The organism is Actinomadura miaoliensis (assembly GCF_039536785.1).
GTDB lineage: Bacteria > Actinomycetota > Actinomycetes > Streptosporangiales > Streptosporangiaceae > Spirillospora > Spirillospora miaoliensis.
Genome location: NZ_BAAAZG010000057.1, coordinates 25,129 through 38,476, shown reverse-complemented (window position 1 = coordinate 38,476; position 13,348 = coordinate 25,129). Strand labels below are relative to the sequence as shown.

The following is a 13,348-nucleotide window of genomic DNA, read 5'->3' as shown; positions in this document are numbered from 1 at the left end:
ATTTCCGGGTATCTGACACGATCATGTCAGAAACGGCTGCGGCAGGATGGAGGCATGCGCGCGTCCCGGCTGATCTCACTGGTGCTGCTGCTGCAGGCGCGGGAGACGATGACGGCCGCCGAGCTGGCCCGCGAGCTGGAGGTGTCGGAGCGCACCGTCTACCGCGACATGGAGGCGCTGTCGGCGGCCGGGGTGCCGGTGTACGCCGAGCAGGGCAGGAACGGCGGCTACCGGCTGGTCGGCGGGTACCGGACGCGGCTGACCGGGCTGAGCCGGGAGGAGGCCGAGGCGCTGTTCCTGGCCGGGCTGCCCGGCCCGGCCGGTGACATGGGCCTGGCCGACGCGGTCGCCGCCGCCGAGCTGAAGGTGCTGGCCGCGCTGCCGGCCACGCTGCGCGACGCGCCGCTGCGCGCGGGCCAGCGCTTCCACCTGGACGCCCCCGGCTGGTTCGGCGACGCCGAGCCGCCGCCGCTGCTTCGCGACCTGGCGCAGGCCGTGTGGCGGGACGAGGCCGTCGAGCTGCGCTACCGCCGCGGCCGCGAGGTCACCCGGACGCTGCACCCGTACGGCCTGGTCCTGAAGAACGGCGTGTGGTACCTGGTCGCGCGGGTCGCGGACGGGCCGGGCCCGGGGCCGTACCGGACGTACCGCGTCGACCGGATCGTGGCGGTGCGGGCGCTCGGTGAGACGTTCCCGCGCGACGGGGACTTCGACCTGGCCGGCCACTGGGCTGGCCAGGCCGAGGAGTTCCTGCGCTCGATGCTGGGCGAGGAGGTCAGGGTGCGGCTGAGCCCGGCGGGCATGCGGCGGCTGCGGTACACCGTCGAGCCGTACGCGGCGCGCCGGGCCGCCGAGCGGGCCGGGGAGCCCGACGGGCAGGGGTGGGTGACCACCACGCTGCCCGTCGAGTCCCCGGAGGTCGCCGAGAGCGAGCTGATGCGCCTGGGCCCGGAGGTGGAGGTGCTGGATCCGCCGGAGCTGCGCGAACGCATGGCCCACAACGCGGCCCGGCTGGCCGCGCTCTACCGGTAGCCGGTGACGTCGGCGGGCCGGCCCGCCCACTGGACCTCGCGAAGGTACCGCCAGGCGTCCGGGCGGCTGCCGTCCACGTCGGTGAACCCGTACACCTGGGCCAGGCCGCCGCTGGACAGCGACCGACCGTTCCAGCGGGCCCGGTCGGGGTCGGTGGCCAGCGCGACGACGGCGCGTCCCACATAGGCCGGGGACTCGGAGATCGCGAAGTGCGGATCGACCTTCGCGCCGTCCCGCCAGGTGTCCTCGGTGACGCGTTGACCAGGATGTCCAGGCGGCCGTGGTCGGCGTCGATGCGCCGGACCAGCGCGGCGACCCGGTCGGGTTCCAGGTGGTCGACGGCGACCGCGACGCCCTCGCCGCCCGCGGCGGTGACGAGCTCCGCGGTCTCCTCGATGGTCTCGGGGCGGTCCATCTCGGACCGCCGTTCACGGGTGGTGCGGCCGGTGACGTAGACGGTGGCTCCCGCGGCGCCGAGTTCGACGGCGACGCCTCGCCCGGCGCCGCGGGTGCCCCCGGCCACCAGCGCGACCTTGCCCGACAGTGCTCCCGCCCGCGCGTCGGCGTCCGTGTCCGGTGCCGTGTCCGGTGCCAGGTTCGGTTCCTTGTTCATGAACCCGATGCCGGCGGGGATAACCTGACAGGCGATGTCAGGCATTCGGCCGGATCTCGGCGGGGCCGATCACGCGGGTGGAGGGGTTACGGTTCGAGGGGTCGTGGCTCGGCGGCGCTAGACGTTGAAGATGCTGACGCCGCCGGGGCCGACGAGCAGGCCCACGATGATGAGCGCGATACCGAAGATCAGGTCGCGCCGGGCGATGAGGACATAGATTCCGGCGATCACCAGGATCACCGCGATGAGCCAGAGCAATGTGACCATGCACGCGGGGTCCCCCACGCAGGACGGACCAAACACGCGAAACCGACGTGTCGGACATTTGCCCAGGTAATAGGCATATACCGCAGGTGCGTTCTGGACGGAGGGGGCGAACCCCCTCCGGCCGGGGATAACGCAGCGGCACCCGCGCCGGAAAACTCGACACGCGTGCGCCGCTCCGCCAGTATCCCGTCTCAGAACGCGGTTCGGACAGGCCCCAGGGGACTATTTCCACCGGACCGATTAGCCCTCCGGGGCCATCCGAAAGAACTCCCCCGGCCGTCCCGGCGTCCCGCCCGGCTCGGGGCGCCGCCCGGCTCAGCGCGGCGCGCGGCTCAGCGCGGGTCGCGGCGGCACAGGCGCAGCACGTTGGCGACGATGCGGTGACCGGCCCGCCCCTGCGCGGTGAGGATCGACTCGGGGTGGAACTGCACCGCCCAGCGCCGCCGCTCCGGGTCCTCGATCGCCATGACCACGTCGCCGGTCAGCGCCGTCACCTGGAATCCCTTCACCCGCTCGGGCGTGCTGTGCAGGGAGTGGTAGCGGGCCGCGGTGAACTCGTCCGGCAGTCCCTCCAGCAGCTCGCCCCCGGCCACCTTGACCGTTCCGGGCTTGCCGTGCGCGGGCTCGGGCAGCAGCGACAGCTCGCCGCCCTGGTGCTCGACCATCGCCTGCAGGCCCAGGCACACGCCGAACACCGGCAGTCCGCGCTCGTCCAGGGCGTCCAGCAGCGCGGCGGTGGCGAAGTCCTCGGGACGGCCGGGGCCGGGTGACAGCACCACCAGGTCGGGGGCGTGCTCGTCCAGCAGGCGCGGCGGGAAGCCGTGCCGCAGCGTGACCACCTCGGCGCCCTGCTGGCGGAAGTAGTCGGCCAGGGTGTTGACGAACGAGTCCTCGTGGTCGACCAGCAGCACCTTCAGCCCCTCCCCGGCCCGCTCCGGCGCGGGCTCGGCGGCTGCGGCCGCGGCGGCCTGCGGGTCCTGGGAGGCGGCCAGCGCCTGCAGCAGCGCGCTCGCCTTCAGGTGCGTCTCGCGTTCCTCCTCCTCCGGGACGGAGTCGTACAGCAGGGTCGCACCGGCCCGCACCGTGGCGACGCCGTCGCGGATCTGCGCGGTGCGCAGCGTCAGGCCGGTGTTCATCGACCCGTCGAAGCCGACGAACCCGACCGCGCCGCCGTACCAGCGGCGCGGCGAGTCCTCGTGGTCCTCGATGAACTGCATCGCCCACGTCTTGGGCGCCCCGGTGACCGTGACGGCCCACATGTGCGTGAGGAAGGCGTCGAAGGCGTCGAACCCGGGCCGCAGCCGTCCCTCGATGTGGTCGACGGTGTGGATCAGCCGCGAGTACAGCTCGATCTGCCGCCGGCCCAGCACCCGGACGCTGCCGGGCACGCAGACGCGCGACTTGTCGTTGCGGTCGACGTCGGTGCACATGGTCAGCTCGGACTCGTCCTTGGCCGACGCCAGGATGGTGCGGATCTGCTCGGCGTCCTCCAGCGGGTCCTGGCCGCGGCGGATCGTCCCGGCGATCGGGCAGGTCTCCACGCGGTCGCCGGTCACCCGCACGAACATCTCGGGGGACGCCCCCACCAGGTACTCGCCCTCGCCCAGGTTGAACATGAACTCGTAGGGCGCCGGGTTGGTCTCGCGCAGCCGTTCGAAGAACGCGGCGGGCGAGTGGCAGCGGCCGAACATGGCGTGCCCGGGCGTCACCTCGAACAGGTCGCCGCGGACGAACTTCTCCTTGGCCTCCCGCACCATCCGCGCGTACACGCCGGGGACGGGCTGGGGCGGCAGCTCGGCGGGAGCGTCCGGGACGGGGGTCGGCGGGGTCAGGCGCGGCAGCCCGGCGGTGCCGCGGCCGTCGACCTCGAAGTCGTAGGCCAGCCGGTGCTGGGTCTCCCGCTTGCGGTCCACGACGATCATCTCGTCGGCCAGGTGCAGGACGAGGTCGCGCTGGTCGGCGGGCCGCCGATGGCGCAGGCGCAGCGGCTCGAACTGCAGCGACAGGTCGTAGCCGAACGCGCCCCACAGCCCCAGGTGCGGGTCGTCGCAGCGCAGCAGGTCGACGACGGCGCGCAGCGCGGTGAACACCGTCGGCTGGCGGCTGCGCTCCTCCTCGGTGAAGAACTCCTCGGTGGGCGGGACGAACACCGCGAACCGCCGGTCCCCCTCGTCGGCGGTCACGGTGCCGGTGCCGCGCAGCGCGGCCGCCAGCGCCGGGAGCAGCACGCGCCCGCGGTCGTTGAGCGCGCGCGCCTCGACCTCGCGGCCACGGGCGACGATCTCCACGCACGGGTCGATGTAGGCCATGTGCCAGCGGCTGTAGCGGCCGGGATACTCCATGCCGGAGCTGAGCACGCCGCCGCGCCGCTCACCCACCGCCTCGACGAGGGTGTTGAGCACCTCGGACTTGCGTTCGGCCTCGACCGGCGTAGCCGTACGGGTCACCCGTACACCCCCGGCCGTCACGAACCGACTGGTCTGCGCTTGCTGTGAGACGGTGTCCACCCGGGTGGCCCTTCGCGTGTCGGGCCCTCATCCGCGAGACGACGAAACGACCGCCGGATGAGGGCGGTCGCCTGGAAGTCAACGTCAACGAACCGGCGCCGCCTCAGCGGCGCCACCACCAGCGGCGGCTCGGGCACACACTCACCGCCGTGGTGGCGGTGAACGGGTGACCGTGGCCGGATCGCATAATGGCGAGCTTACCGGGCCGTCTCGCGCCCGGCCAACCGTCCCGGCGCGCCGCGGTGATCGCCACGCACGGCACGGGGTGATCGCCACGCGCGGCGCGCACCGCGCACGGCGGCCGGCCGCACCGTCTCACCACCCGCCTGACCTGGGCTCTCGCCCCGGGCTCCCCGGCCGGGCCCGGTATTCGCGGCCGTGACCGGCGCCGTGGCCGCGCCGAGGCGCGCACCCGCTCCCTGACATGGGATTTCGCTCCTGGATCGCTCCATACACTCGTGCCGTCGCCGAGATCAGCCTGTGACCGACGCCGGGGTAGGCTCCGGCACCGCCCCTGACGCCGGACCGTCTCATCATGCGAGACGACTCCGGTGACGCCCCTGTGACGAGGAGGCTCCCTTGTCCGCACAGACCCCTCCGCCTGAGCGCGGAACCGACCGCAGCCCGTGGAACTGGCTGCTGCTTCCCGCGGTCGTGGTGCCGCTGCTGACGTTCCTGTTCAACCGTGACGAGCCCCGCCTGTTCGGCTTTCCCGCCTTCTACTGGGTGCAGATGGCCTTCATCCTGCTCGGCGTGGCCTGCACCACGGTCGTCTATCGCATGACGCGCCGGAGGGACTGAACGATGTCGACCGATCACCTCACCGAGCTGATCATCTTCGCCGCGTTGTTCCTGCTGGTCAGCGGGATGGGTTTCGTCGCGGCGCGGTGGCGGCGACCGCAGACCATGGACAGCCTGGACGAGTGGGGCCTCGGCGGCCGCAACTTCGGCGGCTGGATCACCTGGTTCCTGGTCGGCGGCGACCTGTACACCGCCTACACCTTCGTCGCGGTGCCCGCGCTGGTGTTCGGGGCGGGCGCCGCCGGTTTCTACGCCGTCCCGTACACCGTGGTGGTCTATCCGCTGGTGTTCCTGGTGCTGATCCGGCTGTGGTCGGTGTCGCACGTGCACGGCTTCGTCACCCCGGCCGACTTCGTCCGGGCCCGGTTCGGCTCGCCCACCCTGGCGCTGGCCATCGCGGTCACCGGGATCGTGGCGACCATGCCGTACATCGCGCTGCAGCTGGTGGGCATCGAGGCGGTGCTCAAGGCGATGGGGATCAACGGCCACCTGCCGATCATCATCGCGTTCGGCATCCTGGCCGCCTACACCTACCAGTCCGGCCTGCGCGCGCCCGCGCTGATCGCGTTCGTCAAGGACGTGCTGATCTACCTGGTGATCATCGTCGCGGTGCTGTACATCCCGGCCAAGCTCGGCGGCTGGGGCGACATCTTCGACTCGGCGCAGGCCAAGTTCGCCAAGACCCCGGCGCCCAGCGACGGGATCCTGCTGGACGGCACCAACCAGCTCAACTACGCCATGCTGGCGCTGGGCTCGGCGCTGGCGCTGTTCCTGTACCCGCACAGCATCACCGGCATCCTGGCCGCCCGTAACCGCGACACCATCAAGCGGAACATGTCGGCACTGCCCGCCTACAGCTTCGTGCTCGGCCTGATCGCGCTGCTGGGCTTCATGGCCATCGCCGCCGGGGTCAAGCCGATCACCACCGACGGCAAGGCCGACACCAACACCGTGGTGCCGGTGCTGTTCGACCACATGTTCCCCAGCTGGTTCACCGGGATCGCCTTCGCCGCCGTGGGCATCGGCGCGCTGGTGCCCGCCGCGATCATGTCGATCGCCGCGGCCAACCTGTTCACCCGCAACATCTACAAGGAGTACATCCGGCCGGACGCCACCGACAAGCAGGAGGCCACGGTCAGCAAGCTGGTCTCGCTGATCGTCAAGGTCGGCGCGGTGGCCTGCATCCTGCTGCTGGACCCCGAGTTCTCCATCGACCTGCAGCTGATCGGCGGTGTGATCATCCTGCAGACGCTGCCCGCGGTGGGCCTCGGCCTGTTCACCCGCTGGTTCCATCGCGGCGGCCTGGTCGCCGGCTGGGCGGCGGGCCTGGCCACCGGGCTGTGGATGCTGTACCAGATCCCCAACCCGGCCAAGGGCAAGGAGCACTTCGGCGGCTCGGCCTTCAAGCTGAGCGACTTCGGCCTGGACACCAAGATGACGATCTACGTGGGCGTGGTGGCGCTGGCGGTCAACCTGGTGGTGGCCGTGGCGGGCACGCTGGTGTGCCGCGCCGCCAAGCTGGCCGACGGCACCGACATCACGCGCGAGGCCGACTACACCGCCGACGAGGGCGACCCCAAGGTCAAGGAGCTGGACCTGAGCGCCAGCACCTGATCCCCAGCCCTGCCCGACGGGCACCTGGATCCGACGGCCCGGCCGCCGCGTGGCGGCCGGGCCGTTCGCGCGTCCGGGGGGGTCGGCCGCCGCCGGCCGGCGGGACGCGCGGACGGACGCACCAGCCGGATCTCCCCGGTGGACGTTCCCGCCCGGCGGATCGGCTAGAGCCGACAAAGATCCGTTCATACCTCCCCCATACGGAAAGTGGCGGAGCGTCTCCAGGGAAGCACCCTCCGTATTCGAATCCACGGACCTTTGGAGGGAAGGGTGCGCGCGACAAACGCCGTCCGCACGACTCTGGCGATGGGCGCCATGCTGTGCGGAACCGTCCCGACCATCTCGGCCGCTCCGGCCGCCCACGCCGACGGCCTGGCGATCGAGCCTGCCGTCGCCCGTCCCGGCCAGCGGGTCACCGTGGCCGGCAACTGCGGTGACGTCGACAACCTCGTCCAGGTGACCGGCGCGGCGCGCGGCGCGGGCGCGGTGCGGGACGGCTGGTTCGAGATCAAGGCCCTGGTGATCGAGGCGGATCCGGGCCGGCACACGCTCGAGGCCAAGTGCGCGACGTCCAAGAAGTCCCACGCCGGCCGGTTCGAGGTCCGCAAGCAGGGCCTCAAGCAGGACGAGAAGGACGACGGCCCCGGGCCGGACGGCGGGTTCGGCCATGGGCCAGGGCCGGACGACGGCTACGGACGCGACGGTTTCGGTCGTGACGGCGGCTTCGGGCGCGACGACGGCTTCGGTCGTGACGGCGGCTTCGGACGCGATGACGGCTTCGGACGCGACGACGGCTGGGGCGGCAAGCACGAGGGCGGCGGCAAGTTCGGCCAAGAGAAGCTGTGGATCAACCCCGGAGGCGGCGGCCCGGGCGGCGGTCCCGGCGGCGGTCCGGGCGGGGGGCCGGGCGGTGGTCCCGGCGGCGGTCCGGGCGGCGGTCCCGGCGGTGGCCCGGGCGGTGGCCCGGGTGGTGGCCCGGGTGGTGGCCCCGGCCCCGGGCCCGGCCCGGGCCCCGGTGGCGAGCAGGGCCGCCAGCCGCGCGGCTGGGCCGAGACCGGAGGCGGCGGCACCCAGGGCTCCGACGCTCCGTGGCTGCCCACCGGGGTGGTGCTGCTGGTCGCGGCTGCCGGGATCGGCGGGACGGCGCTGATGCGTTCCCGGGCCCGTGGGCGGGCGTGACCGCGGCGGTTACGCCGTCGCGGCCGTGCTGGCGGTCGTGGGCGCGCTGGCGGTCGGGAACGGGGTGCGGAGCAACGTCTCCGCGTCCGCGCCCTACCGCGACTACGGCGGCCCGCGCGTGCTCTGGAAGATCCCCGACGGATCGGCGGCGCCGTCGTCGCCGCCGGTCCGCGTCGAGATCCCCGCCATCGGGGTGCGCGCCCGGGTGACGCCGGTCGGCCAGAAGGCCAACGGCATGGTGGAGGTGCCGCCGTTCGAGCACTCCGACCGCGCCGGCTGGTACCGGCACGGCCCGTCCCCCGGCAGCCGGGGGGCGGCCGTGCTGCTGGGCCACTACGACGACAAGCGCGGTCCCGCCGTGTTCTACCGGCTGCACGAGCTGAAGCCCGGCTCGCTCGTACGGGTGACGCGGCGGGACGGGCGAACGCTGACGTTCCGCGTGGACGCCAAGGAGCAGGTGCCGAAGACGCGGTTCCCCGGCAAACGCGTGTACGGGAACGTGCGGTACGCCGGGCTGCGCCTGGTGACCTGCGGCGGCGCCTACGACCGCAAGGAGCGGTCCTACCGCGACAACATCATCGTCTACGCGCACATGGTGAAAAAGCGCTGACGCCGCCCAGCCGTTCGACGTCCGCCCGCCCTCCCCGGTGAACGACCGGTTGCGGCCGTCCCGCCAGAGCCGGGCGCCCGGGGAGGGCGGCGGCGCGGTCAGGTGCGGCCGTAGGCGTCCTCGAGGCGTTCGATGTCGTCCTCGTCGAAGTGCCCGAACGCGATCTCGAGCACGCGCACCGCCGGGCCGGACGAACCGAGCCGGTGCGTCTGCCCCGCCCGGATGAACACGCGCTCGCCCACCTCCGGCAGCAGGCGCCGCCCGTCCACCTCGAACACCGCGCCCGGGTCGAGCGCGACCCACAGCTCGTCGCGGTGCCGGTGCCGCTGCAGGCTGAGCCGCTGGCCCGGCGCCACGTGGATCACCTTCACCGTGGACGCCTCGTTGTGGGTGAAGCGCTCGAAGCTTCCCCAGGGCCGCCGGTCCACCTCGACCGGCGGCTCGTCCCGCGGCCCGGTCTCGACGGTCGCGGGCGCCTCGGACACTGTCCCTTCAGTCAACGCTCACCTCAGCCTTGTCAGCCATCGTCGTGCGAACCCTCCTGGGCAAGGTCGTATCCGGCGGCGGCGGGCAGCCCGCCGAGGATCAGGTCCACCAGGGCGTCGACCACCACCTCGCGCGGCACCTCGTCGGCGTGGTCCAGCCACCAGTCCCCCGCGGTCTGCACCATGCCGACGACCGCGTGCCCCCACACGTAGGCGCGGGTGCGGTCCCGCAGCCGCCCCTCGGCGATCATGACCTCGGCCAGCTCCCGGCTCACCTCGCGGATCATCGTGCTCATCGCGCTGTGCGTGGACGGGTCCTCGGCGCTGGCGCGGTGCATGAGGAACCGGTAGAGGGCCAGGTTCTTGGAGATGACCGCCAGGTAGGTGTCGATGGTGGAACGGGTGCGGGCGCGCACCGAGTCGGACCGGGAGAACTCCTCCCGGATGCCCTCGATCAGCTTGAGCGTGTGCCGTTCGGCCAGCGCCCGGTACAGCCCGCTCTTGTCGCCGAAGTGCCGGTACAGGATGGGCTTGCTGATCCCCGCCTCGGCCGCGATCGCGGCCATGGACGCCTCGGGGCCCTCCCGCTGGATGACCCGGTCGGCCGCTTCGAGCAGGGCACGCCGACGATCGGGGTCGCGCCGCGTCCCCCGCCCCGTCGTCTCCCGCGTCACCATGTCGAGAACGGTACGCTACCGGGTCGCACGTCCCGTGCCTGCATCGGTGCACCGCCGTACTCCTCCCGCCACCGGTCTCCCGCGCACGACGGGGGCCGGCGCCTCTGCACCGACGCCGGCCCGGTCTTCGGGTGTGCGCTCACATGGCCGCCGCCACGGGCGCCTTCTCCAGCCAGGCCTCGTCCCAGGTCCGGCGGTCGATCTTGCCGGTCTGCGGCAGGCTCTTGAACTTCTGCAGCTCTTTGCAGATCGTCTCGGTCTGCGGGCCGAAGTCGCCGTCGACCTCGAGTTGCGGCCAGCCGCGGTTGTTCACCTGCCGCTGCCACTTCCGGACGTCCTTGTTGTTCATGTCGCCCTTCTCCAGGGTGCGGCCGGGCGCCTGCGGCGGCTCGGTGCTCCGGGCCTCCCAGGCGGCCTTCCAGGTGATGGGGCCGACGATGCCGTCCTCCTCCAGGCCGTGTTCCATCTGGAAGTTGGCGCACAGGCGTTTGCTCTCCGGTCCGTAGATGCCGTCGACGGTGATGTGCCAGCCGCGATCCCTCATCTGCTGCTGCCACGGCCTGACGGTGGCCGTCTGGGTGGGCGGCGGGAAGCTCAGCGGCGGCGGCTGGAATGACGGTGCCGTCATGCGTTCCTCCTCAGGTCGAGGTGGTGGCGCGCCCGAGGACGGGCCGCGCCACACCCGCAGGTGATCACTGCGTCCGTTTTGCGTGACCTCTCCGGAAATGAGGCCGCACTTCCAACGCACCACGGGGCGACAGGGGATGTCCACTTTCATGACGCATTTTGACGACTGTCTTAACCAGGCATGACCGGCTTCGTCCGAAGCAGGCCATACCGGATGACGGACGTCAGTTTCGTGAGTTTTCAACCCCGAGCGGCCGCGTTCTCGGCAAGGGCGCCGCCCGACTCGCCGGAGCACCGCATCAGCGCACATATAGGCCAAAAGAGACCCACGATTCCGGAGCCGCTTCGTCCTCGCACAGCCCCGACACGTGTGCGACCGGCCACGGCCGTCCCCCGTCATGGGAGAGCCCGCGCCGCCCGGCCCTCACGGAAGGCCAGGCGGCGCGGGCGTGCTCGCCTCGGCCCGGCACGCGTGCGGCGGCCGGCCCCTACCGGATCGGCAGCCCGGTGACGGCGCGGCCGATGACCAGACGCTGGATCTCGCTGGTGCCCTCGAAGATCGTGAAGATCTTGGAGTCGCGGTGCATGCGCTCCACCGGGTACTCGCGGGTGTAGCCGTTGCCGCCGAGGATCTGGATGGCCTCCTCGGTGACGCGCACGGCCGTCTCGCTGGCCATCAGCTTGGCCATGGACCCCTCGGCGTTGGTGAAGTCGTGGCCGGCGCGCGCCATCCACGCGGCCCGCCACACCAGCAGCCGGGCGGCGTCGATCCGGGTCTTCATGTCGGCCAGCTTGAACGCGATGGCCTGGAACTCGCCGATCTTCTTGCCGAACTGCTCGCGCTCGCGCGCGTACTGCAGGGCGTAGTCGTAGGCGGCGCGGGCCACGCCCAGCGCCATCGCGCCCACGGCCGGGCGGGTGGTCTCGAACGTCTTGAGCGCGGCCTGGCCCTTGGTGCTCTTGCCCTCGCGGACCCGGGCGATGCGCTCGTCGAAGCGCTCCTTGCCGCCGACGATGAGCCCGCCGGGGACGCGCACGTCGTCCAGGATCACCTCGGCGGTGTGCGAGGCGCGGATGCCGTGCTTGCGGAACTTCTGGCCCTGCCGCAGCCCGGGGGTGTTCGGCGGGACGATGAAGCTGGCCTGGCCGCGCGAGCCCAGTTCCGGGTACACCGAGGCGACGACCACGTGCACGTCGGCGATGCCGCCGTTGGTGGCCCAGGTCTTGGTGCCGTTGAGCACCCACTCGTCCTTGGCCTCGTCGTAGACCGCGCGGGTGCGGATGGCGCCCACGTCGCTGCCGGCGTCGGGCTCGGAGGCGCAGAACGCGCCCAGCCGCACGTCGTCGGGCGTGCCGAACATCTGCGGCACCCACTCGCCGACCTGGTCGGGGGTGCCGACGGCGGCGATCGACGCGGCCGCCAGGCCGGTGCCCACGATCGACAGCGCGATGCCCGCGTCGCCCCAGAACAGCTCCTCGAACGCGACCGGGATGCCCAGGCCGGTCGGCTCCAGCCACTGGGTGGCGAAGAAGTCCAGCGAGTACAGGCCGACCTTGGACGCCTCCTGGATGATCGGCCAGGGGGTCTCCTCGCGCTCGTCCCACTCCTCGGCGGCCGGGCGCACCACGTCCCGGGCGAACTCGTGCACCCAGTCCCGGACCTCGCGGACGTCCTCGCCGGGTTCCAGGGAGAACGGTGCGGCCTCGGTGCTCGTCATATTATTGACCCTTTCTCCAATATCATCTGTTACCAACGGTAGCACCTTTGGGTTACCACCGGTAACACCCGTGGCCGGACTCACACCGGCGGATGACCCGCGCCATCGCGACGCCGTGAGCGGCGAGGGAAAGGGTCCTCGCGGAGCCAGGAGAAGACAAGAGCACACGGAACCGGCGTCCGCCACCCGGCCGGTGGCGGACGCCGGTTCCGAAGACGCCGGTTTCTCGGGCGCCCGGGTCAGGAGAGCAGGGAGCGCCGTCCCTCGGCGTACTCGGGGATCTCGATCATGGGCGGGCGCTCCCCCACGCCGACGTCGCTGACCCGCACGTCGTGCCCGTCGGCGCCGCGCCGGAACTGGGTGAGCGCGGTGGCGGGGGCCTCCAGCGGCAGCATCCGGCCGTGCCGCTGCAGCCGCGACCACGCGGTGAGCATGATCTGCCCGGACATGGCGCCCAGCGCCTCGGTGGTCTGGTGGGCGTGCACCCGCCGGCCCAGGTCGACCTGCGCGATCGCGTCCAGGCCCGCCTGCTGGAACACATCCAGCAGCAGCCCGAGCTCCACGCCGTAGCCGGTGACGAACGGCAGCCGCTCCAGCAGCGCCCGCCGCCCGGCGTACTCGCCGCCCAGCGGCTGCATCACCCCGGCCAGCAGCGGCCAGTGCAGGTTGATCAGCGGGCGGGCGACCAGCTCGGTGACCCGGCCGCCGCCGCCCTCGACCGGGCGGTCCCCGGTGAGCAGCGGACGGTCGTAGCAGCCCTTGACGTAGCCCACGGCGGGATCGGTGAGCAGCGGGCCGAGCAGCCCGGTGACGTAGGACGAGGTGAAGCCGCGCAGGTCGGCGTCCACGAAGACGATCACGTCCCCGGAGGTGACGGCCAGCGACTTCCACAGCGCCTCGCCCTTGCCGGACATGCGGCCGTGCTCGGGCAGCACCGAGTCCTGGGCCACCACGTCGGCGCCCGCGGCGGCCGCCACGTCGGCGGTCCGGTCGGTCGACCGGGAGTCGATCACCACGATCTCGTCCACCAGCGGCGCCCGTTCGACCAGGTCCTCTCGGATGGCGGTGACGATCGCGCCGACCGTCGCCTCCTCGTCGCGCGCGGGCAGCACGACGCTGATCCGGGTGCCGCCCTTGGCGGCGAGCAGGGTCTCCAGCGGCCACTGCGCCGACACGCTGGTCCGGCGGCGCAGCCACGACGCGACCTCAGGCAGCACG

12 protein-coding genes and 1 pseudogene are annotated in these 13,348 nt (G+C 72.4%); 5 read left to right on the top strand and 8 right to left on the bottom strand.

What is annotated here, in order from left to right:
- Nucleotides 1–54 precede the first annotated feature (54 nt).
- Entirely contained in the window at nt 55–1,032 is a 978-nt protein-coding gene (locus ABD811_RS35775; RefSeq protein WP_344956638.1) for a helix-turn-helix transcriptional regulator, read from the top strand.
- On the opposite strand, the pseudogene ABD811_RS35770 reads toward ABD811_RS35775, so the two are convergent.
- The 3 genes and pseudogenes from ABD811_RS35770 to ABD811_RS35760 all read right to left on the bottom strand — a co-directional run bounded on the left by ABD811_RS35770 (nt 1,023) and on the right by ABD811_RS35760 (nt 4,419).
- Nucleotides 1,023–1,645, bottom strand: a pseudogene (locus tag ABD811_RS35770) (SDR family NAD(P)-dependent oxidoreductase). The gene ABD811_RS35775 and the pseudogene ABD811_RS35770 overlap by 10 nt on opposite strands.
- A gap of 117 nt (nt 1,646–1,762) precedes the next feature.
- Entirely contained in the window at nt 1,763–1,912 is a 150-nt protein-coding gene (locus tag ABD811_RS35765; RefSeq protein ID WP_344956636.1) for a GPGG-motif small membrane protein, read from the bottom strand.
- A gap of 332 nt (nt 1,913–2,244) precedes the next feature.
- Nucleotides 2,245–4,419 (bottom strand): anthranilate synthase component I, encoded by a 2,175-nt coding sequence (locus ABD811_RS35760; RefSeq protein ID WP_344956634.1) that lies wholly within the window; start codon nt 4,417–4,419, stop codon nt 2,245–2,247.
- A gap of 579 nt (nt 4,420–4,998) precedes the next feature.
- Here ABD811_RS35760 and ABD811_RS35755 point away from each other — a divergent pair.
- From ABD811_RS35755 to ABD811_RS35740, 4 genes are all read left to right on the top strand, one after another.
- Entirely contained in the window at nt 4,999–5,220 is a 222-nt protein-coding gene (locus ABD811_RS35755; RefSeq protein WP_344956632.1) for a DUF3311 domain-containing protein, read from the top strand.
- A 3-nt stretch (nt 5,221–5,223) separates the two neighbouring features.
- Nucleotides 5,224–6,834 carry a monocarboxylate uptake permease MctP gene (gene mctP, locus ABD811_RS35750; RefSeq protein WP_344956630.1) on the top strand — a complete coding sequence of 537 codons (1,611 nt, stop codon included), beginning with the start codon at nt 5,224–5,226 and terminating at the stop codon, nt 6,832–6,834.
- 270 nt (nt 6,835–7,104) lie between these two features.
- A complete protein-coding gene (locus ABD811_RS35745; protein WP_344956628.1) occupies nt 7,105–8,013 on the top strand; it encodes a hypothetical protein in 909 nt (302 codons plus the stop codon).
- Nucleotides 8,000–8,623 carry a class F sortase gene (locus ABD811_RS35740; RefSeq protein ID WP_344956626.1) on the top strand — a complete coding sequence of 208 codons (624 nt, stop codon included), beginning with the start codon at nt 8,000–8,002 and terminating at the stop codon, nt 8,621–8,623. The genes ABD811_RS35745 and ABD811_RS35740 overlap by 14 nt, the downstream gene beginning before the upstream one ends.
- 98 nt (nt 8,624–8,721) lie before the next feature.
- Here the strand turns inward: ABD811_RS35740 and ABD811_RS35735 are convergent, their stop codons facing one another.
- From ABD811_RS35735 to ABD811_RS35715, 5 genes are all read right to left on the bottom strand, one after another.
- Nucleotides 8,722–9,123, bottom strand: a complete 402-nt coding sequence (locus ABD811_RS35735) for a phosphomannose isomerase type II C-terminal cupin domain (RefSeq protein WP_344956624.1) — start codon at nt 9,121–9,123, stop codon at nt 8,722–8,724.
- 17 nt (nt 9,124–9,140) lie between these two features.
- Nucleotides 9,141–9,785, bottom strand: a complete 645-nt coding sequence (locus tag ABD811_RS35730) for a TetR family transcriptional regulator (protein ID WP_344956622.1) — start codon at nt 9,783–9,785, stop codon at nt 9,141–9,143.
- 139 nt (nt 9,786–9,924) lie between these two features.
- On the bottom strand, nt 9,925–10,413 hold the full coding sequence (locus ABD811_RS35725; protein ID WP_344956621.1) for a peptidoglycan-binding domain-containing protein: 489 nt from the start codon (nt 10,411–10,413) through the stop codon (nt 9,925–9,927).
- A gap of 487 nt (nt 10,414–10,900) precedes the next feature.
- Nucleotides 10,901–12,130 carry an acyl-CoA dehydrogenase family protein gene (locus tag ABD811_RS35720; protein WP_344956618.1) on the bottom strand — a complete coding sequence of 410 codons (1,230 nt, stop codon included), beginning with the start codon at nt 12,128–12,130 and terminating at the stop codon, nt 10,901–10,903.
- A gap of 239 nt (nt 12,131–12,369) precedes the next feature.
- On the bottom strand, nt 12,370–13,347 hold the full coding sequence (locus tag ABD811_RS35715; RefSeq protein ID WP_344956616.1) for a glucosyl-3-phosphoglycerate synthase: 978 nt from the start codon (nt 13,345–13,347) through the stop codon (nt 12,370–12,372).
- Nucleotide 13,348 lies beyond the last annotated feature (1 nt).

Coding starts and splice junctions, on each gene's coding strand:
- ABD811_RS35765 (WP_344956636.1), bottom strand. CDS start 1,912: ATGGTCACATTGCTCTGGCTCATCGCGGTGATCCTGGTGATCGCCGGA.
- ABD811_RS35730 (WP_344956622.1), bottom strand. CDS start 9,785: ATGGTGACGCGGGAGACGACGGGGCGGGGGACGCGGCGCGACCCCGAT.
- ABD811_RS35725 (WP_344956621.1), bottom strand. CDS start 10,413: ATGACGGCACCGTCATTCCAGCCGCCGCCGCTGAGCTTCCCGCCGCCC.
- ABD811_RS35720 (WP_344956618.1), bottom strand. CDS start 12,130: ATGACGAGCACCGAGGCCGCACCGTTCTCCCTGGAACCCGGCGAGGAC.
- ABD811_RS35775 (WP_344956638.1), top strand. CDS start 55: ATGCGCGCGTCCCGGCTGATCTCACTGGTGCTGCTGCTGCAGGCGCGG.
- mctP (WP_344956630.1), top strand. CDS start 5,224: ATGTCGACCGATCACCTCACCGAGCTGATCATCTTCGCCGCGTTGTTC.